The sequence below is a fragment of the Pseudomonas vancouverensis genome (genome assembly GCF_004348895.1).
Lineage (GTDB): Bacteria > Pseudomonadota > Gammaproteobacteria > Pseudomonadales > Pseudomonadaceae > Aquipseudomonas > Aquipseudomonas vancouverensis.
Genome location: NZ_RRZK01000008.1, coordinates 296,709 through 316,783, shown reverse-complemented (window position 1 = coordinate 316,783; position 20,075 = coordinate 296,709). Strand labels below are relative to the sequence as shown.

Genomic DNA, 20,075 nt, shown 5'->3' with positions numbered 1-20,075 from the left:
ATGACCGACTACGTCCCGTTCAACCACCTGACCGAGCCGGCCGACGTTGCCGTGGTCGGCGCCGGCATCATCGGCGTCGCCTGCGCCCTGCGCCTGGCGCGCCAGGGTCGTCGCGTGGTGGTCATCGATCAACAGGCGCCCGGCCACGGCGCCTCGTTCGGTAACGCCGGGCACCTGGCGACCGAGCAGGTGTTCCCCATCGCCGACCTGTCGATCCTCAAGCGCCTGCCGGCCATGCTCATGGACCCGATGGGCCCGCTGCGCCTGGACTGGAAATACATGCCCCGCGCCCTGCCCTGGTTCACCCGCCTGCTGCTGAACCTGCGCCCGGCGCCGTTCAAGCGCACAGTGGCGGGCATCCGCGCACTCAACGAAAGCAGCCTCGGCGCCTGGCAGCGCTTGCTGGCCACCCTCGAGCGCCCCGACTTGCTCAAGGAAGACGGCTCGCTGCTGGTGTTCGAACGCGCCGAATCCCGGCAAGCGCTTGAAGCGCTGCAAGCGCGCATGACCCAGCAACAGGTCCCCGTCGATTTCTGGAATGCCCAGGCTGTACGCCAGGCAGCACCGCAACTCAGCGAACAGATCCAGGGCGGCTTGTTCTTTCCGCAAACCGGGCATTTTCTAGACCCGTACCGGGTGGTCTGCGAGCTGGTGCAGGCTGCCAAGAACAGCGGCGTGCAGTTCCTCCAGCGCCGGGTCGAGGGCGCTCACCTCAGTGAACAGGGTGTGTCGCTGCTCACCGATCAGGGCCGCCTCGACAGCCGACAGGTGCTGGTCGCCTGCGGTGCCCACTCAGCAAAACTCACCGCGGCGCTGACCGGCAAAAAAGTCCCGTTGGACACGGAACGCGGCTACCACCTGATGCTGCCCCACGAACACCAACGCCTGCCGTTCGCCGTCACGTCGCTGGAGCGCAAGTTCATCATGACACCCATGACCGACGGCTTGCGCCTGGCCGGTACAGTCGAATTCGCCGGGCTCGACTGCCCGCCGACCATGGAACGCGCCTGGCAGTTGCACCGTTTGAGCAAAGGTCTGTTCAAGCGTGACCTGAGTGCTGAAGCGGCGACGCCGTGGATGGGCTTTCGCCCATCGCTACCGGACTCGCTGCCGATCATTGACCGGGTCTGCGACGGCAGGGTCATGCTCGCTTTCGGCCACCAGCATCTGGGGCTGACGCAAGCGGCAGTGACGGCGGAGATGATTGCGCAGATGGCTGCGCCTTTGACCGGCAATCAGGCGCAAAGCCTGCCAGCGACTGCGCCGTACCGGCTGGATCGCTTCTGAGCAGCCCCTCACACTCACGTCCCTGAATCGCCCACTGCTCAACCCCTCTCCTGCTTCCCAACAGTTTCCTCTCCCTCCGGGAGAGGGCTGCCCGCGCAAACATCTAAAAATCCAGAAGTCAGCCTACAAACATATGAATTTTTCCCAATGTTTGGCTGCTTTAAGCTCCCTCCCATCCTCCCCAGGGAGGCCGTTTCGTCGGTACGCCCGAATACAAGGGCGATCCTAAAAATAATGTGTCTGCCGACCCAAGGAATTCCCATGTCGTCTACATTCGCACTTCGCCGTGCCGGTCACTGCGCTTCTTCCGGAGGTGGGCAATGACCGCCCCGCTTTCGCGTTCAAATGCCGATGAGAACCTGCTGCACAGCCAGGGTTACTCCCAGGAGCTGCACCGCGGCCTGTCGCTGTGGTCGTCGTTCTCCGTCGGTTTCGCCACCGTGTCCCCGGTGGTCGGGATCTATTCGGTGATGTCCCTTGGCGCCATGAGTGCCGGGCCGTCCTGGGTGTGGATCGTGCCGTTGTGCCTGGCGTTGCAGTTGTTGGTCGCGCTGGTCTATGCCGAACTGGCCTCGCAATACCCTCTGGCCGGCGGCTGCTACCAATGGGTCAAGCGCCTGGCCGGCGACCGCTGGGCCTGGTTTACCGGGTTCATGTACCTGGCGTCGGCACTGGCTTCGCTGACCACAGTGGCGTACCTGGGCGGCTTCTGGCTGTGGCTGTTCTTCACCGGCGAACCACCCTCGGCCAACGCCCAGGTGTTCTGTGGCGCGGTGCTGTTGCTGGTGGGCCTGGGCGTCAATCTGTTCGGCATCAACCCGCTGAAGTACTTCGTCAACGCCGGCATTGTCGCCGAGGCGATTGCTTCCATTGGCATCGGCGTGCTGTTGCTGCTGTTCTTCCGCAATCATTCGTTGTCGCTGCTGTTTGAAGGACTGCCGGCCACTGAAGGCGCTGACGGTTCGTACTTTTCCGGTTTCCTCACGGCCATGGCGGTCGGAGGCTGGGCCTTCCTCGGCTTCGATGCCTGCTCGCAGGTCTCGGAAGAAACCGCCGATGCGCGGACCTCGACGCCCCGTGCCATTCTGCGCTCGATGATTCTGGTCGGCCTGACCGTGATGCTCACCGCCTTCGCCGTCACCTTGTCCTACACCAATACCGCCGGCATGGTCTCCGGGCAGATCATCGACCCGGTCACCCCGGCCGTGGTCGATGCTTTCGGTGCCTGGTCGGAGCGTCCGTTCGTGGGCATCGTGCTGGTCGCCTTCATCGCCTGCGTGGTATCGGTGCAGACCTACATCGGCCGCGCCGTGTTCGGCATGGCCCGTGATTCGATCCTGCCGGCCTCGGCCCTGCTGCGCCAGGTCGACAAGCGCAAGGTGCCGTTCGCGGCCATGGTCTTCAGCACCCTGTTCGCCAGCTTCGGCCTGGCCCTGGGCTTGAATGCCACCGCCGTCGGCACCCTGATCGCCTTCGGCAGCGGCGGCTTCTTCGTGGTGTTCCTGATCGTCGTCAGCTGCGCACTGCTCGCCCGTCTCAGTGGCCGCTGGAAAGCCGAACCCGGCACCTTCAGCCTCGGCCGCTGGGGCCTGCTGGTCAACCTTGCCGCGTTCTTCTGGCTGGTGTTCGAAAGCATCAACGTCGCCTGGCCGCGTGAATCCCTGGCCCCACCCGGTGCGCCCTGGTTCCAGGTGTGGGCGGTGATTCTGGTGTTCTCCGTGCTCGCGGTGCTGGGCCTGATCTACATGTTCTGGGCCAAGCCTTACCTGCGCAGCCCTGTCCTGCAACTGCGTACTGAATAACCCCCCTGCCTTGCTGTGCGAGGCGCTGCCAACTGGCGCCTCGCCGATCCGGAGTTTCAGATGTCTGTTCACTATTGGAATTACCCTACGGAAATGTTCTGTGGGCCGGGCGCGCTCGACCTGCTGACCGAGCGTTGCCACCTGCTGGGCATGCGTAACCCGCTGCTGGTCACCGACCCTGGCATGCTCGCGCTGGAACCCCTGGCGCTGCTCAAGGCCCGGCTGACCGATGCACAGATCCCGTTCGCCCTGTTCAGTGACCTCGCCAGTAACCCGAGCATGGACGACGTCGCCCGTGGCGTTGCCGCGTACCACGCCGGAAAACACGACTCGCTGATCACCCTCGGTGGCGGCAGTGCCATGGACGCAGCCAAGGGCATCTGCCTGGCCGCCGTCGATGCCCAGGGCCTGGAACGTTTCGAGTGGTCGCAAGTGCTGGCCAACTACCCGAGCCTGGCGGACTTCCCGCACCTCAACCTGCCACGCCTGATCGCCCTGCCGACCACTGCCGGCACCGGTTCGGAACTGGGGCGCGAAGCCGTGCTGACGCAAAGCGAGCTGAACATCAAACGGGTGATCAGCCACCCGGAAATGCTCCCGGCCACGGTCATCCTTGACCCGGTGCTGACCCGCGGCCTGCCGCCGGCGCTGACCGCCGCCACCGGGATGGACGCCCTGACCCACCACATCGAAGCCTTCTGCTCGCCGCTCTACCACCCGATGTCCTCCGGCGTCGCGGTCGAAGGTGTGCGCCTGATCCAGCAGCACCTGCTCAATGCCTTCAGCGACGGTCAGGACATGGTCGCCCGCGAAGGCATGCTGGTGGCCTCGGCCATGGCTGCGGTGGCCTTCCAGAAAGGCCTGGGCGGCGTGCATGCCCTGGCCCACCCGCTGGGCGCGCGCTACCACAAACACCACGGCCTGCTGAACGCGATCCTGTTGCCTTACGTGCTGATCGCCAACCGCGCCACCATCAGCACCGACATCGCTCGACTGGCGCGTTATCTGGAACTGCCACAAGCGGATTTCGACGGTTTCCTCGGCTGGGTCCTCGACCTGCGCCAGCGCCTGGGCATTCCCCATTCGCTGGAAGAGATCGGCCTCGACGCTGACGCGGCGGACTGGGTCGGTGAGCAGGCCCTCGCCGACATCTCCTCCTCCGATACCAACGCCTGCGTGCTCAGTGCCGCCGATTACAGCCAGATTTTCCGCAACGCCGTGCACGGCGTGCTGCCAGGAGTGAAAGCATGACCGCAGCTCATTACATCAATGGACAGTGGGTGGCCGGCGAAGGCGCCGACCTGATCACCGTGTTCGACCCGTCCCTCGGCCAGCCGTTTGCCGAACTCAAGGCCACCAGTGCAGCCCAGGTCGATCAAGCCGTCGCCGCCGCACGCCAGGCACTGCCAGCCTGGAAAAACGTCAGCGCCAGTCAACGTGCCGCGTACCTGCGCGGGTTCGCCGAACAGATCGATCAGCGCCGTGAAGAACTGATCACCCTGCAGATGCAGAACAACGGCAAGCCGCGCCATGAAGCGGTCGTCGATATCGATGACGCCGTGGCCACCTTCAACTACTACGCCGGGCTTGCCGAACAACTGGATGCGCGACAGAACCGCGACGTACCGCTGCCCGTAGCCGGTTTCACCTCGCGCACGCGCCTTGAGCCGGTAGGTGTGGTGGGCCTGATCGTGCCGTGGAATTTCCCGCTGGTGACCAGCGCCTGGAAACTCGCCCCGGCCCTCGCCGCCGGTTGCACTGTGGTGCTCAAACCCTCCGAAGTGACGCCGCTGATCGAACAGACTTACGGCCAGATCGCCGATGCCGTGGGCTTGCCCGCCGGTGTGCTGAACATCGTCGGCGGCAAGGCTGAAACCGGTGCGGCGCTGAGTAATCATCCGGGCCTGGACAAGCTGTCGTTCACCGGCAGCAACGGCGTCGGCAGCCAGGTGATGCGCAGCTCCGCCACCCATTGCCGACCGGTCACCCTGGAACTGGGGGGCAAATCGGCCATCGTGGTGTTCGACGATTGCGACCTCGATCAGGCCGTCGAATGGATTGTCGCCGGCATCTGCTGGAACGCCGGCCAGATGTGCTCGGCCACCTCGCGCCTGCTGGTGCAGGACAGCATTGCCGATGCGCTGAGCGAACGTTTGAAAACCGCACTGGAAACCCTGCGCGTCGGCAACCCGCTCACCGGCGAAGTCGACATGGGGCCGCTGACCAGCCTGGCGCAATGGAACAAGGTCAACGAGTACTTCGCCATTGCCCGTGCAGAAGGTTTGCGCTGTGCCAGTGGCGGTGACGTGCTGCGTGATTCGGGCTGGTTCGTCTGCCCGACGCTGTATACCGACGTGCCTCTGACCAGCCGTCTGTGGAGCGAAGAGATCTTTGGTCCGGTGCTGTGCAGCCATCGTTTCAGCAGCGAAGAACAGGCTTTGACGCTGGCCAACGACAGCCGCTTCGGTCTGGTGGCAACGGTGATCAGCGCCGATCTTCAGCGCGCCGAACGGGTGGCCAATGCCCTGGAAGTCGGTCACGTGTGGATCAACTCGATTCAGGCGGTGTTCGTCGAAACCTCCTGGGGCGGCACCAAGGGCAGCGGCATCGGCCGGGAACTCGGGCCTTGGGGTTTGTCAGCCTATCAGTCGGTCAAGCACGTCACGCACTGCCTGGGCTGATACCTGCATCGAGTCCGTGCTCGGCCAGCAAATCCGCAATGAAGGCGCGCACCGCCTCGCTTTGCGGGTGGCCGGCATGGGTGATCATGCTGTGCTGCACCTCGTAGCGCAGCGTTGTAGGGTGCAACGCACGCATCTCCCCGCTCTGTAGCCATGGCCGTGCGTAGTGCGCCGGCAGATAGCCCAGGTGCGTTCCGGCGAGCACACCGTGGGCCACCGCTTCCATGTGGTAGGCAGTGGCCGAGGCGTGTTCCGGGGCGATCGGCAAAACCTGATCGACCGGCAGGAAACCATGGCGAATCCAGTCGCTGGCCTTGAGCTGTTCCAGGCTCGGCGATTCGACGGTAAACAACGGATGCGCCCGCCCGCAGAACACACCGATTTCTTCCATGTACAACGGCTGATAGGTCAGGGTCGGCAAGGGTCGGCTGAAGTACGAAATCGCCATGTCCAGCTGCCCGTCAATCACCGCCAACTCCAGCTCGGTCGGCGAGTTGATGAAGATGTGCAGGTGCATGTCGTGTTCGCGCTGATAGAACCGCGCAATCGCGGCATCAACCCGCGCCGTCGGCAAGGTCGCGATGTTATCGGCCAACCCCAGGTGCAGATCACCGACCAGGCGCCCCGCCAGGTCCTGGGCTTCATCGCGAAACGCATCCACCGCGCCGAACAGCGCCGACGACGCCTTGAGAATGCGCTGGCCTTTTTCCGTCAGGCGAAAGCCACCCTTGCCCCGCTCGCAGATCCGGTAGCCGAGGCGTTTTTCCAGCCCGGAGATGTGCGTGCTGATGTTCGACTGGCTCATGTTCAGTTCGGCCTGGGCCGCGGTGAAACCACCGCACTTCACGACAATGGAAAAAATGCGCAGCAGGCGCAAATCCATGTCCGTCACGTTTCTGAGCACAGGGGTTCCCGATGGCTGAAGGGTTCGAACGCGCCCGGATAACAGGCGCAAGGAGCGCTATTCAACCATCTTGAATTCACCGCTGGCTAGTCTCGGTCCGCGCCGCTCATTGCAGGGGTGAGAAGTTCGCCGGCAGGTAGATGGTCGACGCCATGTCACGCAACTGTGGGCCGGAGTTTTCCGGTGGCCAAACGCCGTCCGCCACCGCTTGGGTGCGCACTTGCAAACGTTGCTCCAGCGTCGCCCAGGGCCAGATGTGCAGATAGCGCGGCAACGAACCGTCGGTGGCATAGAACGCGGCATACACCGGCGAATACTGCTCGGCGGTGCGCGCTTCGATGGCCTTTTTCCAGCCAACGAGAGTTGGTTGCAGGCCGCTGCTGACCAGGTCGTACACCCGCAGCTCGTAGAACGGGCCATGGCGCCCGGCACTCAGTGGCTCCAGGAACGGAAACAGCGTGTAGTTCTCGATGCGCAGGTCGGTGATGAATTCGTTGATGCCGAATGCCTGGCCGTCCAACAGAAAACGCTCGCGCTCGGCTTGCCGCTGCTGCTCATCGCCGTAGCCGCGCAGCAGCGAGATCTGGTTCAACTGACCGATCTCCGACGCCCAGCAGCCCATGAGCACGCCGCCGACTTGCGGGTCCTGCAATGCCGTTTCAACACGCGCCAGCGCCTGAGCGACCGTGCGCACGCGCACGGTGAAGGTGATCAATTCAAATAAACGCATGAGGACTCCGCCGACCGATTTGCCAAAAGCCCACAGCCTAAGTCAGCCCTCGCTGGGACGGTATAGAGGCGAACCCCATGGCCTACGGCAATTTGCGCAGACAGCTAGGTAGTTTCCTTAGGTCCGGCGCCGAATAATCATTCACAAACCGTGTTCAATGCCTTCACTCAATGGCGCTTGATGCAGAAATCACGACGAATAAGCTGTGCCTACGTTTCCCGTGATCTCGTCCAGGCAGCCCACCTCCATGAACAAGCCCAGAACGCTCTACCAGAAACACATCGACAGCCATACGGTGTGCGAACTCGATGACCAGGGCCATGTGCTGCTGTACATCGACCGTCAGGTCGCCAACGAATACACCAGCCCGCAAGCCTTCAGCGGCATGCGTGAGGCGGGTCGCCAGGCCTGGCGGCCGAGCGCGACGCTGGCGGTGGTCGACCATGTCAACCCGACCGCCCCCGAGCGCATCGCGACCATGCCGGATGCCGGAGGCGCGCGACAGGTGTCGTACTTCGCGGAGAACTGCCGCGACTTCGGTATAGAGTTGTTCGACGTGCTGGACAAGCGCCAGGGCATCGAACACGTGGTCGCCCCCGAACAGGGTTTCATCCTGCCGGGCATGGTAGTCGCCGCCGGTGACAGCCACACCACCACCTACGGCGCGCTGGGGGCCTTCGGTTTCGGCATCGGCACTTCGGAAATCGAACACCTGCTGGCCACCCAGACCTTGGTCTACAAACGCCTGAAGACCCTGCGGGTAACGGTCAACGGTGTGCTCGGTGCAGGCGTGACGTCCAAGGACATCATCATGGCCCTGATCGAAAACATCGGTGCATCGGGGGCCACAGGGTACGCCATCGAATTTGCCGGCCCGGCCATCAGCGAGCTCAGCGTCGAAGCCCGCATGACCATCTGCAACATGGCGGTGGAGGCTGGTGCCCGTGGCGCTTTCATGGCGCCGGACGACAAGGTGTTCGCCTACCTGCAAGGCAAGCCTCGCGCTCCGCAAGGGCAGTTTTGGGAACAGGCCGTGGCGACATGGCGCGAACTGTACAGCGACGACGGTGCGCTTTTCGATCGCGAAGTCACACTGGACATCGACACGCTCGAACCCATGGTGACCTGGGGCACCAGCCCCGACCAGGCGGCGCCGGTGGGCAGCCATGTGCCGGACCCTGCAACACAACCGGACCTGATCCTGCGCCAGGGCATGCAACGCGCCCTGCGCTACATGGGCCTGGAGCCGGGCATGCCGTTGAGTGACGTGGTAATCAGCCATGCCTTCATCGGTTCGTGCACCAACGCCCGCATCGAAGACTTGCGCGACGTCGCGCGGGTGGTGCGCGGCAAACACGTGGCGGCCCATGTGCGGGCGATGATCGTGCCCGGCTCGACTCTGGTGCGCGATCAGGCGGAACAGGAAGGTCTGGCACAGGTGTTCCTCAACGCCGGTTTTGAATGGCGTCAGTCGGGCTGCTCGATGTGCCTGGCGATGAACGACGACGTGCTGGCGCCGGGTGACCGCTGTGCGTCGAGTACCAACCGCAACTTTGAAGGCCGTCAGGGCGCCGGAGCGCGCACCCACCTGATGAGCCCGGCGATGGTCGCGGCAGCCGCGATCAGCGGGCATTTGACTGACGTTCGCACTTTCATCCTGGAGGCCTGAGCCATGCAACCATTCGACATCGTCAGCGGCAGCGCCGCGCCCCTGCTGGCGGCCAACATCGACACCGATGTGATCATGCCCAAGCAGTTTCTCAAGGGCATCGATCGCCAGGGCCTGGACCGGGGTTTGTTTTTTGATTTGAGGTTTGATTCGTCCGGCGAAGCCAACCCTGAATTCATCCTCAACCAGGCGGGCTGGACCGATGCGGCCTTTCTGGTGGTCGGCGCCAACTTCGGTTGCGGCTCCAGCCGCGAGCATGCGGTCTGGGGTTTGAAGCAAGTGGGTATCCGCGCGCTGATCGGCACAAACTTCGCCGGCATTTTCTATGACAATTGCCAGCGCAATGGTGTGCTCGCGATTCAGCTGACGGAGGCGCAACACGCGCACGTTGCGACGGTGGTCAGCGTACCGGCCACGGCACAGATCACCGTGGATTTGCCGCAGCAAACCATCACATTGACGAACGGTACATTGATCCCTTTCGAGATCGATGAATTGCGCAAACAATCACTGCTGCTGGGCCTGGATGCGATCGGCACCACCTTGCAACGGGCCGGGCAGATTCGCGAGTTTGAAGTACGGCATCTGGCGCACAATCCCTGGCTTGAATGAAAATCTTCCATGAGAGGCTGTTTCTGTAGGAGCGAGCTTGCTCGCGATGGACTCGAAGACGCCGCGTTCACCCAGTGAGCCATCGTCTTCGTTAACGACCATCGCGAGCAAGCTCGCTCCTGCAGGGTTATCGGGTGTACTCGAAATCGGCGAACAACCGGGATAGCTGTGTGGTTCATTCGAGCGAGAGGTGACGGAAGTACGCTTCCAGATATTCCACACACACCCGCAGTTTGGCCGACTGGCTGAGCCGCGTCGGGTACACCGCCCAGACGTTGGCGCTCTGGCTGTAGTCGTGCAGCACCTGCACCAGTCGTCCCTGTTCGAGCATCGGCTTCACGTCCCACATCGAGCGCAACAGAATCCCGCCGCCGCTCAGTGCCCACTGCAACACGATCTCGCCGTTGTTGGACGATAACGGTCCGCTGACCCGCACCGACTCTTCCCGGCCGTCCTTCGTCAGGTTCCACACGCCGAAGGCATTGTTGCGTTCCTTCAACACGAGACAATCGTGGTGCTTCAAGTCGTCCAGCGTCTGCGGCACACCGCGCTGCGCCAGGTACTCGGGGGTTGCGCACAATACCCGCTGGTTGCTCACCAGTTTGCGCCCCAGATGCTGTCCCGGCAGGTCGTCGCCCACGCGAATTTCCAGGTCAAAACCTTCGCCGATGATGTCGACCACGCGGTCGAACACGTCCAGGCGCAATTCAAGTTTCGGATAGGTTCGGGACAGTTCGCAGATCGCCGGGGCCACGTGGTTGCGGCCGAAACCGAAGCTGCTGCAGATGTGCAGCGAGCCCATGGGCTGCTGGCGCGCTTCGGAAATCTCACCAACGAAATCGTCGAAATCGCCGAGCAGCTTTTCCGCCCAGACCCGCACCCGTTCACCGTCGTCGGTCAGCGCAATGCGTCGTGTGGTGCGATGCAGCAGCCTTGTCGACAGCGTGGTTTCCAGCACCGAAATGCGTTTGCTGATGTAGGCCGGCGAGTAACCCAGCTCCTCGGCGGCGCTGGCAAAGCCGTTTTTGCGGATGACGGTGAGGAACACCTTGAGGTCTTCCGGCAGGGGAAATTGATCACGATTCGTGTTCATAAGCCTCATACTTTCGCTGTTTATCACGCTATTTGCGAAGGATACCATCGATCTACCGAGTGGCAATCCATCCCCGGCCAACCGTGGTTTCTGAATCCTCGATAAAAACAAACATGAGGAACTCGCGACATGAACAAGCCCTATGAGCAATCTCTTGAAGCCGACACCCTGCGCGATGCGGGGTGGCTGAAACGCCTATGTGCCTATGAAATCGGCGTGATTCCACTGCCGGTCTTTCTCGGCATCGCCCTGATCGTTTACCTCTCTGCCCACCTGGGTTTCCTGCCCAAGAACATGATCGGCGGACTGGCCGTGATCATGACCATGGGCGTTTTTTTCGGTCAGCTCGGCTCGCGCCTGCCGATCCTCAAGGAAATCGGTGGCGGCGCCATTCTGTGCCTGATGCTGCCGTCAATCCTGGTGTTCTACGGCTTCTTCGGTGCACCCACGATCGACGCCACCAAACTGCTGATGAAGGACGCCAACTTCCTCTACTTCGTGATCGCCAGCCTGGTGGTCGGCAGCATCCTGGGGATGAGCCGTTTCATCCTGGTCCAGGGCATGCTGCGCATGTTCATTCCCCTGCTCGTTGGCACGCTTGCGGCGGTGACCAGCGGGTTGCTGGTGGGCAAACTCGTGGGCTACAGCTTCCACCACACGTTTTTCTACATCATCGTGCCGATCATCGGCGGGGGCATTGGCGAAGGCATTTTGCCGTTGTCACTGGCCTACTCGGCGATCCTCGGTGGCACCCCGGACCTCTACGTCGCGCAACTGGCGCCGGCCGCGGTGGTCGGCAATATCGTCGCGATCATCTGCGCCGGTTACCTGTCGCGCCTGGCGCTCAAGCGTCCGGACATCAATGGCCAAGGTTCACTGATTCGCGCCAAGGCCGAGAACGACCGGTTTCAGATCAAGGAAGAATCGAGCCCCGCCGTGGACTTCCGCGTCATGGGCGCAGGTGTGCTGTTGATCTGTGCCTTCTTCGTGCTCGGCGGTTTGCTGGAAAAGGTGTTCGGCATTCCCGGCCCGGTGATGATGATTCTGGCGGCGGTGCTGTTCAAATACGTTCGCCTGTTGCCGCAGCGACTGGAGCAAGGCGCGCACACCTTCTACAAACTGGTGTCCAGCGCTTTCATCTGGCCGGTGATGATCGGCCTGGGCATGCTCTACGTGCCGCTGGACAGCGTGGTCAAGGTGTTCTCGGCAGGCTATGTGCTGGTGTGCGTCACGGTGGTGGTGTCGATGACCGTGGCCGGTTTTTTCATCGGCAACCTGATGAAGATGTACCCCATCGAATCAGCCATCGTCACCTGCTGCCACAGCGGTCTGGGCGGCACCGGCGACGTGGCGATCCTGTCGGCGTCCAATCGTATGTCGCTGATGCCCTTCGCACAGATTTCCACGCGTATTGGCGGTGCGTCGACGGTGATTCTGGCCACGATCCTGTTGCGCATGCTTGCCTGACTACAACCCCTGTGGCGAGGGAGCTTGCTCCCGTTGGGGCGCGCAGCGGCCCTGGCTCCTCTCTTTAAAAGCGGGGGGACTGCTCCGCAGTCCAACGGGAGCAAGCTCCCTCGCCACAGGAAAAACTGGTTTTTCAATGAGGGCGCTGTTATCGGTCCAGCCGATTCAAACCTGCGAATTATCGATTTGTGCCGCACGCCTCAGGCCGCGAGCATGGCGCCACTCCAACAACAAAACCAAGGACCTGCCATGACCGCCCGATATCACAACCCCGTGGACACCCGCTTCGGCTGGGGCAGCCTCGACCAACTGGCTGACATCACCGAACAGCAGACCGTTGCCCTGGTGACCTTTCCCGAAGCCCGCGGACTGGGCCTGGTCGACCGTCTGCAGGCACTGCTTGGCGAGCGCCTGGTGTACGTGATCGAAGACGTGCAACCCAATCCCGACGTGGCGCAACTGCGTGCCACCTACGAGGGTTTCTGGCAGCAAGCCGGCAGCTGCGACACGGTGATCGCCGTCGGCGGCGGCAGCGCCATCGATACGGCCAAGGCACTGATCGTCGGCACCGAGTCCGGGCGCTTCGATGAACTGCTGGCCCTGCTCGCCAGCGGCAAGCCCTTCGTGCCGCCGCGCTGCAAACAGCTGATCGCCGCGCCGACCACCGCCGGCACCGGCAGCGAAGTCACACCCTGGGCAACCATCTGGGACAGCGCCAGCCAGAAGAAATATTCGCTGCACCTGGAATGCACCTGGCCGACCGTGGCAATCATCGATCCGCAGTTGATGCTGACGGTGCCCGGCGGCGTCACCGTGTCCACCGGTCTGGACGCGTTGTCCCACGCGCTGGAGTCGATCTGGAACATCAACGCCAATCCGCTCTCGGACACCTTCGCTGTCTCGGCCATCGAAGACATCCTCGAATGCCTGCCATTGTTGCGCCGTGATCTCGCCAGCCAGGAACTGCGCTCGCGAATGGCCCTGGCCGCACTCAAGGCCGGGATGGCGTTTTCCAACACCAAGACCGCGCTGGCCCACTCCATTTCCTACGAGATGACCCTGCGCTACGGCCTGCCCCATGGCATCGCTTGTTCCTTCACCCTGCCGCTGGTGCTGGGCCTGGCCTGGGGGCATGACGAAGCCCGGGACAAGACCCTGCAACGGGTGTTCGGCAACGACCTGCAGATTGCGCAGACACGCTTGCGCGAATTCCTCCACAGCCTCGACGTGAAGACCGAGTTCGCCGACTACGGCGTCAACGCCAGCGATGCCCAACAGATGGTCGAGTTCGCCATGCAAGGCGCACGGGGCAAGAACTTCATCGGTTCACGCGCGGCCTAGAGCCTCACACCCCAGACACAACGACTGCCTGCGGCGAAGCGAGCCGCGACGATTTCCTGTTGCCCCGAAAAAAGCGCACCCTTCGCTCGACACGAAGGGATCGAAGAACAAAAACAAGGAAAAGATCATGAATCGTGCCCAAGCCATGCCCGGACTCGCCGTCCATACATCATCCTTTCGAGTCGCCCAGTGGCGCATGCTGCTGGCCGCGATGTTCTGTTACCTGTTCTTCTACACGGGGCGGCAGACCTTCGGTTTCGCCATTCCCGGGATCCAGGCCGAGTTCGGCCTGAGCAAGGAAACCCTCGGCTGGGCTTCGGCCGCGATGCTCTGGGCCTACGCCATCGGCCAGGCCATCAACGGCAACCTCGCCGACAAATTCGGTGGCCGGCGCATCATGACCCTAGGCGCCGTGCTGTCCTGTGCGGCCAACTGGGTCACCAGTTTCGCCAGCGGTTTTGCCGGGTTGATCCTGCCGTGGGGCATCAACGGTTACTTCCAGGCACTGGGCTGGGCACCGGGCAGCCGGCTGATCTCCAACTGGTGGAGCGCCGGCGAGCGCGGCAAGGTCTACGGCTTCTACGTGTTCGCCGCGGGTTGCGCGTCGGTGCTGTCCTACGTGACCTCCATCGTCGTGCTGGAGGTGATGCACCTGGAGTGGCGCTGGATCTTCCGCCTGCCGGTCCTGCTGATGCTGGCCGGCGGCATCATCTTCTACCTGGTGGCCCGCGAACGTCCACAGGACATGGGCTTCGACCCCCTGGCCGATACCGGTGTGGCCAACGCCGAAGACAAGAACCATGAGGTCGCCCACGGCGAGACCGAAACCTCGGCGCAACGCTACAAAGCCGTGCTGAAGAATTTCCGCCTGATCATCGCCGCCGTGTCCCTGGGGTTTCAGAACGCAGCGCGCTACGGCCTGATCGTCTGGGTGCCGGTGCACTTTCTCGGCGCCAACTGGAAAAGCGGCGACAGCATGATCGATCCGAAATGGATCACCGTAGCCCTGCCGGTGGGCATGGCCATCGGCGCCCTGAGCAACGGCTGGATCTCGGACAAACTGTTCGGCTCCAAGCGCTACCTGGCGATCATGCTCTACATGTTCCTCGGTGCCGCCACCAGCCTGTGGATGTGGACCCTCGCCCCGCATAGCGCGACCGGCCTGATCGCGCTGTTCCTCTGCGGCTTCTTCGTCTACGGCCCGGCGTCGAGTTTCTGGGCGCTGTGCCCCGACCTGGTGGGCGCCAAACGCGCCGGCACGGCCACCGGTGTGATGAACTTCTCGTCTTATCTGTTCGCCGGTCTGGCGGAACCGCTGATCGGCAGTATGCTCGACAGCACCGGCAACACCTCGCTGATCTTCATCGTGGTCACCACCGCCTGCCTGTGCAGCGCGTCGGTCGCGTTGTTCATCCGCCGGTGACTGCCTGAAACCAGGGCTCGGCTTCTGCACAGGATCGACTATGTACCAGTACCACAAGTGGCTTCGTTCATTTCACGCGGTGGCGAAAACCGGCAGTTTCACCCTCGCCGCCGAGTACCTGAGCGTCGGCCAGCCCACGGTCAGTGAGCAGGTCAACGCGCTGGAGAAGAAGTTCTCTGTGGAACTGTTCCACCGCCGCGGGCGCTTCATCGAAATGAGCGCCGCGGGCCACCAGCTGTATGCGATCACCCAGGGCCTGTTCGGCCAGGAGGACGAAGCCGTGCAACTGCTGCAAAGTTTCAAGCAACGCAAGACCGGCATGCTGCGCCTCGGCGCGGTATCGCCGCCGATCGCGATGAACCTGACCTACGAGCTGATGCAGCGCCACCCCGACATCGAGCTGGAAACCTCGTTTTCCCCGGAAAAGGAAACCCTGGATCGCCTGTTCAACTTCGACATTGACGTGGCGATCCTCGCCCTCTCCGAGTTCGATCAACGCTTCGACACCCAGTTGTACCGACGCTACCCGATCATTGCCGTGGTCCGTGAAGACCACCCGTGGGCCAGTCAGGAAGCGGTGTACGTCGAGCAAATCAGCGAAGAAAAATGGGTGATGCGCGAGAAAAGCTCACGCACCCGGCAACTGGTGGAAGAACGCTGCAAGCAGCTTGGCGTTGAGTTGAACTGTGTCATGCAGTTGAACAGCCGCGAGGCCATCGTGCACGCCATCGCCAAGGGCATCGGCATCGGCTTCGTCTCGGCGGTGGAGTACGCCGAAACCCCGGGGACCAAACCCATCACCTTCGTCAATCACCCGTTTTCCATCGACTACCACCTGTGTTGCCTGGGCATTCGCCGCAACCGGCCGATGATCGCCGAGTTGTTCGATTCGAGCCCGACACCGATCAGCTGATTCCACCTCGCTCTTGCAACTGTACCGGCCTACTTCCCGATGACGGGAGGGACGGCCCACCCTCACCCGAAAATGGAGACGCCCCATGAACTACCAACAACCAAAACAACTGCAAGCCGTGGTCCTCGACTGGGCCGGCACCGTGGTCGACTTCGGCTCGTTCGCCCCGACCCAGATCTTCGTCGAAGCCTTTGCCGAGTTCGGCGTCGAGGTCTCGCTGGAAGAAGCCCGCGGCCCGATGGGCATGGGCAAGTGGGACCACATCCGCACCCTGTGCAACCAGCCACAGATCGCCGAACGCTATCGCAAAGTGTTTGATCGCCTGCCGACCGACGATGACGTGACCGCCCTGTACGAGCGCTTCATGCCGCTGCAGATCGAGAAAATCGCCCTGCACTCGGCGCTGATTCCCGGTGCCCTGAATACCATCGATGCGCTGCGCGACAAGGGCCTGAAAATCGGCTCCTGCTCCGGTTACCCGGCGGTGGTGATGGAGAAAGTAGTGGAGCTGGCACGGCACAACGGCTACGTCGCCGACCACGTGGTCGCCACCGACGAGGTGCCCAACGGTCGCCCGCACCCGGCCCAGGCACTGGCCAACGTGATCGCCCTGGGCGTCAGCGATGTCGCCGCCTGCGTGAAGGTCGACGACACCTGGCCGGGCATTCTCGAAGGCCGCAGCGCCGGGATGTGGACGGTGGCGCTAACCTGCTCCGGCAACGCCCTGGGCCTGACCTACGAGCAGTTCAAGGCACTGCCGGCGGACCAGCTGGACAGCGAGCGCCAGCGCATCGGCAAAATGTTCGAAGGCTCACGCCCGCACTACCTGATCGACACCATCGTCGACCTGCCGGCGGTGATCGACGACATCAACGCACGCCTGGCACGGGGTGAAACGCCCCAGGGTTGCTGAGCCGGTCAGTGACTTCAGCGGCCGCCCCAGGGGCGGCCGTGTTCATTTGAAAAAGTCGCTGGGGGTCTTGCCGAACTGCTTCTTGAACATGGTGGTGAAGGCACTCGGGCTGTCGTAGCCCAGCTCGCCGGCGATGTCGATGATCTTCTCGCCCACCGCAATGCGCTCCAGCGCCAGCAGCAAACGCGCCTGCTGGCGCCATTGGCCGAAGGTCAGGCCGGTTTCCTTGCGAAAGCGCCGCTGGATGGTTTTTTCGTCAAGGTCGAGCCGTACGCTCCATTCCGCCAAGGTGGAGCCGTCACCCGGATCACGGTGCAACGCTTCGCAAATCACGCTGATGCAACGGTCGACGGGTTGCGGCAGGTTCAGCGGCAGCACCGGCAGGATCGTCAGCTCATCGAGAATCAGCCGTAGCACCCTCGCCTGCCGCGAATCCGCTTCACAGGTAGTGGGGAAATCAACCGAGACCTTGATCAACTCGCTGAGCAGGGTCGACACACTCACCGCACGGGTTTCGGCGGGCAGGTTGAGGCTCGCATCCGGCCGCACGAACACGCTGCGCATCTTGATCGGCCCCACGCAGCGAATCGAATGCACCTCGCCGCTGGGCATCCAGATGCCGCGGCTCGGCGGCACCGTCCATTGGCTTTGCGCCGAGTGCACCACCATCACCCCTTCGATGGCGTAGATCAGTTGATGCTTCTCGTGGGAGTGCGGCGGGATGAACCAGTTTTCCGGGTAGTCGGTGGCGCTGCTGCGCACGTTCCAGCCGCCCTCGTCGATTTCAACCAGAAATTTTTCCAATGGCTTGATCATGACGCCCTTTTTGCGATGGTCAGCTCCCGAGTTGCGCGAGACGGGCAACTTTGCGAGCCCTAGGATAACGCCGAACCCTGAAATTGGCTGCGCCTTGCGTCCGCAGTTTGCGTTTTTTTAACGGAAGATCGCCCATGTCTACCCCTGCCACGCTTTCACCTTTGGCCACCGCTTCGGTGGCCAGCCAAGCCAGCCCCCTGGTCATGCGCGTCATCGGCGCCTGCGCCCTGGCGCATTTGATCAACGACCTGATCCAGGCGGTACTGCCGTCGATCTACCCGATGCTCAAGGCCAACTACGGCCTGAGTTTCACCCAGGTCGGCCTGATCACCCTGACCTTCCAGCTCACCGCCTCGCTGCTGCAACCCTGGATCGGCTTCTACACCGACCGCCACCCCAAGCCGTGGCTGCTGCCGGCGGGCATGGTCTGCACCCTGATCGGCATCCTGATGCTGTCGATGGTCGGCAGCTTCCCGGCCATCCTGCTGGCCTCGGCGCTGGTGGGCGTGGGTTCGTCGACCTTCCACCCGGAGACCTCACGGGTGGCGCGCTTGGCCTCGGGCGGTCGCTACGGGCTGGCGCAATCGACCTTCCAGGTCGGCGGTAATGCCGGCAGCGCCTTCGGTCCGTTGCTCGCGGCGGCGATCATCATTCCCTACGGTCAGGGCCACGTGGCCTGGTTCGGCCTGTTCGCGGTGTTCGCCATTTTTGTGCAATACGGCCTGAGCCGCTGGTACCGCAACCACCTCAACCTGTTCAAGCTCAAGCAAGGCAGCAAGGCCACTCACGGCCTGTCGAAACGCCGGGTGACCTTCGCCCTGGTGGTGCTGGCGATGCTGGTGTTCTCCAAGTATTTCTATATGGCCAGCTTCACCAGCTACTTCACCTTCTACCTGATCGAGAAGTTCGACCTGTCGGTGGCCAGTTCGCAGCTGTACCTGTTCCTGTTTCTCGGCGCGGTGGCGGCGGGCACCTTCTTCGGCGGCCCCATCGGCGACCGCATCGGCCGCAAGCAGGTGATCTGGTTTTCCATCCTCGGCGCTGCGCCCTTCACCCTCGCCCTGCCCTACGTCGACCTGTTCTGGACCGGCGTGCTGAGCATGATCATCGGTTTCATCCTCGCCTCGGCGTTCTCGGCCATCGTGGTGTTCGCCCAGGAACTGGTGCCCGGCAACGTCGGCATGATCGCCGGGGTGTTCTTTGGCCTGATGTTCGGTTTCGGCGGGATTGGTGCGGCGCTGCTCGGTCATTTGGCGGATATCCACGGCATCGAGTACGTCTACACCCTGTGTTCGTACCTGCCGTTGCTGGGGATCCTGACCATTCTGCTGCCGTCGACTCGTGGTGCACGCGGATAAGTTGAACCGATCACTTCTGCTACCAACTTTGTAGCACTCGGTAACACCCGGCCCCGTTGCGGTGCGTCTTTTCCAGGGCGCACCGCTGGCGGGCCCCCACTCCACGGTGAAAACCGCCATGGCGTACTTTGTGCATCTAATCGCCAACTTCCGCTGCCTGTAGTCGCCATGCGCCCCAAGGAATTGAAACTCTGGACCACCGGAGTCGCCCACCTGCTCGACCTGCCCGCCGGGCATGCGCGACTGTCGGGTTTAAGCCACTGGCTGCGGCAGATCTGCCCGGTCGATCATTTCGTCCTGTTCGTCTACGAAGGCAACCACCGGCCACTGGCGCTGTTCGACACCTTCTCGGCGGACAAACGCGCGATCTATGTCGATGACTACCAGTGCGGGCCGTATCTGCTCGACCCCTTCTACCTCGCCTGCACCCGGGGTCAGGCACCGGGGCTGTGGCGTTTACGGCAATTCGCCCCGGACCACTTCTACCTCGGCGAATATTTCCTGACCTACTACCAGCAGACCGGCCTGGCGGAAGAAGTGGCGTTTTTCGTCGACCTCGGCGGCGGCGCCATGGCGGTGTTGTCGCTGATGCGTTCCAGCGCCAGTTGCGCCTTCAGTCGCGACGAAATGCAGTTGGTCGAATGCGCGCAAGCGGTGGTCGAACAGGTCATCAACGAAGCCTGGCGTTTGCGTCAGGCCCAGGAGCCACGCCCGGTGCAGGACCTCGACTTCAAAATCCGCGAAGCCTTCGACCAGTTCGGCGCACACATCCTCACCGGTCGTGAGCAGGAGATCGTGCAACTGCTGCTGCGCGGCCACTCCAGCGCCTCGGTGGCCGAACAACTGAACATCAGCCCCGGTACGGTGAAGATCCATCGCAAGAACATCTACGCGAAACTGGGGATCGGTAGCCAGTCGGAGTTGTTGGGGTTGTTTATTCGTGAGTTGACCGAAGATCAGCTGCCAGCCCACAGCCTTAAACTGCAGGCCTGATGCAAAAACCTGTGGGAGCGAGCTTGCTCGCGATAGCGGTGTGTCAGACAGCAAAATACTGAATGTACCGCCG

Annotated in this window: 17 protein-coding genes; 13 read left to right on the top strand and 4 right to left on the bottom strand. The window is 62.7% G+C overall.

Annotated features, from left to right (window positions below; translation table 11 throughout):
* The 4 genes from EIY72_RS09145 to EIY72_RS09130 all read left to right on the top strand — a co-directional run bounded on the left by EIY72_RS09145 (window position 1) and on the right by EIY72_RS09130 (window position 5,770).
* Window positions 1-1,287 carry an NAD(P)/FAD-dependent oxidoreductase gene (locus tag EIY72_RS09145; protein ID WP_093219100.1) on the top strand — a complete coding sequence of 429 codons (1,287 nt, stop codon included), beginning with the start codon at window positions 1-3 and terminating at the stop codon, window positions 1,285-1,287.
* Between the two features lie 320 nt (window positions 1,288-1,607).
* Window positions 1,608-3,089: an APC family permease gene (locus EIY72_RS09140; protein WP_093219098.1), complete on the top strand. Its 1,482-nt coding sequence runs from the start codon at window positions 1,608-1,610 to the stop codon at window positions 3,087-3,089.
* 60 nt (window positions 3,090-3,149) lie between these two features.
* Complete coding sequence (locus EIY72_RS09135) at window positions 3,150-4,340, top strand: iron-containing alcohol dehydrogenase (RefSeq protein WP_093219095.1); 1,191 nt, start codon at window positions 3,150-3,152, stop codon at window positions 4,338-4,340.
* The gene (locus EIY72_RS09130) at window positions 4,337-5,770 is read left to right on the top strand and encodes an aldehyde dehydrogenase family protein (RefSeq protein WP_093219092.1); all 1,434 of its coding nucleotides are present in this window, start codon (window positions 4,337-4,339) and stop codon (window positions 5,768-5,770) included. Before EIY72_RS09135 ends, EIY72_RS09130 begins: the two co-directional genes overlap by 4 nt.
* Here the strand turns inward: EIY72_RS09130 and EIY72_RS09125 are convergent.
* The gene (locus EIY72_RS09125) at window positions 5,751-6,674 is read right to left on the bottom strand and encodes a LysR family transcriptional regulator (protein ID WP_093219086.1); all 924 of its coding nucleotides are present in this window, start codon (window positions 6,672-6,674) and stop codon (window positions 5,751-5,753) included. The two genes, EIY72_RS09130 and EIY72_RS09125, sit on opposite strands and share 20 nt — an antisense overlap.
* A gap of 106 nt (window positions 6,675-6,780) precedes the next feature.
* The gene (locus EIY72_RS09120) at window positions 6,781-7,404 is read right to left on the bottom strand and encodes an NIPSNAP family protein (protein WP_093219083.1); all 624 of its coding nucleotides are present in this window, start codon (window positions 7,402-7,404) and stop codon (window positions 6,781-6,783) included.
* A gap of 247 nt (window positions 7,405-7,651) precedes the next feature.
* Between EIY72_RS09120 and leuC the strand changes: the two genes are divergently transcribed.
* Both leuC and leuD read left to right on the top strand, forming a co-directional pair.
* Window positions 7,652-9,073: a 3-isopropylmalate dehydratase large subunit gene (leuC, locus tag EIY72_RS09115; protein ID WP_093219080.1), complete on the top strand. Its 1,422-nt coding sequence runs from the start codon at window positions 7,652-7,654 to the stop codon at window positions 9,071-9,073.
* 3 nt (window positions 9,074-9,076) lie between these two features.
* On the top strand, window positions 9,077-9,685 hold the full coding sequence (gene leuD, locus EIY72_RS09110) for a 3-isopropylmalate dehydratase small subunit (RefSeq protein WP_093219077.1): 609 nt from the start codon (window positions 9,077-9,079) through the stop codon (window positions 9,683-9,685).
* Between the two features lie 175 nt (window positions 9,686-9,860).
* Here the strand turns inward: leuD and EIY72_RS09100 are convergent, their stop codons facing one another.
* Entirely contained in the window at window positions 9,861-10,778 is a 918-nt protein-coding gene (locus tag EIY72_RS09100; RefSeq protein WP_093219074.1) for a LysR substrate-binding domain-containing protein, read from the bottom strand.
* A 129-nt stretch (window positions 10,779-10,907) separates the two neighbouring features.
* On the opposite strand from EIY72_RS09100, the gene EIY72_RS09095 reads away from it, so the two are divergent.
* From EIY72_RS09095 to phnX, 5 genes are all read left to right on the top strand, one after another.
* Window positions 10,908-12,245, top strand: a complete 1,338-nt coding sequence (locus tag EIY72_RS09095) for a 2-hydroxycarboxylate transporter family protein (RefSeq protein ID WP_093219071.1) — start codon at window positions 10,908-10,910, stop codon at window positions 12,243-12,245.
* Between the two features lie 249 nt (window positions 12,246-12,494).
* Window positions 12,495-13,586 (top strand): iron-containing alcohol dehydrogenase PsrA, encoded by a 1,092-nt coding sequence (gene psrA / locus EIY72_RS09090; RefSeq protein WP_093219068.1) that lies wholly within the window; start codon window positions 12,495-12,497, stop codon window positions 13,584-13,586.
* A 127-nt stretch (window positions 13,587-13,713) separates the two neighbouring features.
* Window positions 13,714-15,009, top strand: a complete 1,296-nt coding sequence (locus tag EIY72_RS09085) for an MFS transporter (protein WP_093219065.1) — start codon at window positions 13,714-13,716, stop codon at window positions 15,007-15,009.
* A 40-nt stretch (window positions 15,010-15,049) separates the two neighbouring features.
* Window positions 15,050-15,922, top strand: a complete 873-nt coding sequence (locus EIY72_RS09080; RefSeq protein WP_093219062.1) for a LysR substrate-binding domain-containing protein — start codon at window positions 15,050-15,052, stop codon at window positions 15,920-15,922.
* A gap of 85 nt (window positions 15,923-16,007) precedes the next feature.
* Window positions 16,008-16,835 carry a phosphonoacetaldehyde hydrolase gene (gene phnX / locus EIY72_RS09075; RefSeq protein ID WP_093219059.1) on the top strand — a complete coding sequence of 276 codons (828 nt, stop codon included), beginning with the start codon at window positions 16,008-16,010 and terminating at the stop codon, window positions 16,833-16,835.
* A gap of 42 nt (window positions 16,836-16,877) precedes the next feature.
* Here the strand turns inward: phnX and EIY72_RS09070 are convergent, their stop codons facing one another.
* On the bottom strand, window positions 16,878-17,651 hold the full coding sequence (locus tag EIY72_RS09070) for an AraC family transcriptional regulator (RefSeq protein ID WP_093219056.1): 774 nt from the start codon (window positions 17,649-17,651) through the stop codon (window positions 16,878-16,880).
* A 134-nt stretch (window positions 17,652-17,785) separates the two neighbouring features.
* On the opposite strand from EIY72_RS09070, the gene EIY72_RS09065 reads away from it, so the two are divergent.
* Both EIY72_RS09065 and EIY72_RS09060 read left to right on the top strand, forming a co-directional pair.
* Entirely contained in the window at window positions 17,786-19,009 is a 1,224-nt protein-coding gene (locus tag EIY72_RS09065) for an MFS transporter (RefSeq protein ID WP_093219054.1), read from the top strand.
* Between the two features lie 168 nt (window positions 19,010-19,177).
* The gene (locus tag EIY72_RS09060; protein WP_093219051.1) at window positions 19,178-20,002 is read left to right on the top strand and encodes a response regulator transcription factor; all 825 of its coding nucleotides are present in this window, start codon (window positions 19,178-19,180) and stop codon (window positions 20,000-20,002) included.
* The last annotated feature ends 73 nt before the right edge of the window (window positions 20,003-20,075 follow it).

Bases quoted from the DNA above. Each gene is read 5' to 3' on its own strand.
- EIY72_RS09145 (WP_093219100.1), top strand. From the start codon at position 1: ATGACCGACTACGTCCCGTTCAACCACCTGACCGAGCCGGCCGACGTT.
- EIY72_RS09140 (WP_093219098.1), top strand. From the start codon at position 1,608: ATGACCGCCCCGCTTTCGCGTTCAAATGCCGATGAGAACCTGCTGCAC.
- EIY72_RS09135 (WP_093219095.1), top strand. From the start codon at position 3,150: ATGTCTGTTCACTATTGGAATTACCCTACGGAAATGTTCTGTGGGCCG.
- EIY72_RS09130 (WP_093219092.1), top strand. From the start codon at position 4,337: ATGACCGCAGCTCATTACATCAATGGACAGTGGGTGGCCGGCGAAGGC.
- EIY72_RS09120 (WP_093219083.1), bottom strand. From the start codon at position 7,404: ATGCGTTTATTTGAATTGATCACCTTCACCGTGCGCGTGCGCACGGTC.
- leuC (WP_093219080.1), top strand. From the start codon at position 7,652: ATGAACAAGCCCAGAACGCTCTACCAGAAACACATCGACAGCCATACG.
- leuD (WP_093219077.1), top strand. From the start codon at position 9,077: ATGCAACCATTCGACATCGTCAGCGGCAGCGCCGCGCCCCTGCTGGCG.
- EIY72_RS09100 (WP_093219074.1), bottom strand. From the start codon at position 10,778: ATGAACACGAATCGTGATCAATTTCCCCTGCCGGAAGACCTCAAGGTG.
- EIY72_RS09095 (WP_093219071.1), top strand. From the start codon at position 10,908: ATGAACAAGCCCTATGAGCAATCTCTTGAAGCCGACACCCTGCGCGAT.
- psrA (WP_093219068.1), top strand. From the start codon at position 12,495: ATGACCGCCCGATATCACAACCCCGTGGACACCCGCTTCGGCTGGGGC.
- EIY72_RS09085 (WP_093219065.1), top strand. From the start codon at position 13,714: ATGAATCGTGCCCAAGCCATGCCCGGACTCGCCGTCCATACATCATCC.
- EIY72_RS09080 (WP_093219062.1), top strand. From the start codon at position 15,050: ATGTACCAGTACCACAAGTGGCTTCGTTCATTTCACGCGGTGGCGAAA.
- phnX (WP_093219059.1), top strand. From the start codon at position 16,008: ATGAACTACCAACAACCAAAACAACTGCAAGCCGTGGTCCTCGACTGG.
- EIY72_RS09070 (WP_093219056.1), bottom strand. From the start codon at position 17,651: ATGATCAAGCCATTGGAAAAATTTCTGGTTGAAATCGACGAGGGCGGC.
- EIY72_RS09065 (WP_093219054.1), top strand. From the start codon at position 17,786: ATGTCTACCCCTGCCACGCTTTCACCTTTGGCCACCGCTTCGGTGGCC.
- EIY72_RS09060 (WP_093219051.1), top strand. From the start codon at position 19,178: ATGCGCCCCAAGGAATTGAAACTCTGGACCACCGGAGTCGCCCACCTG.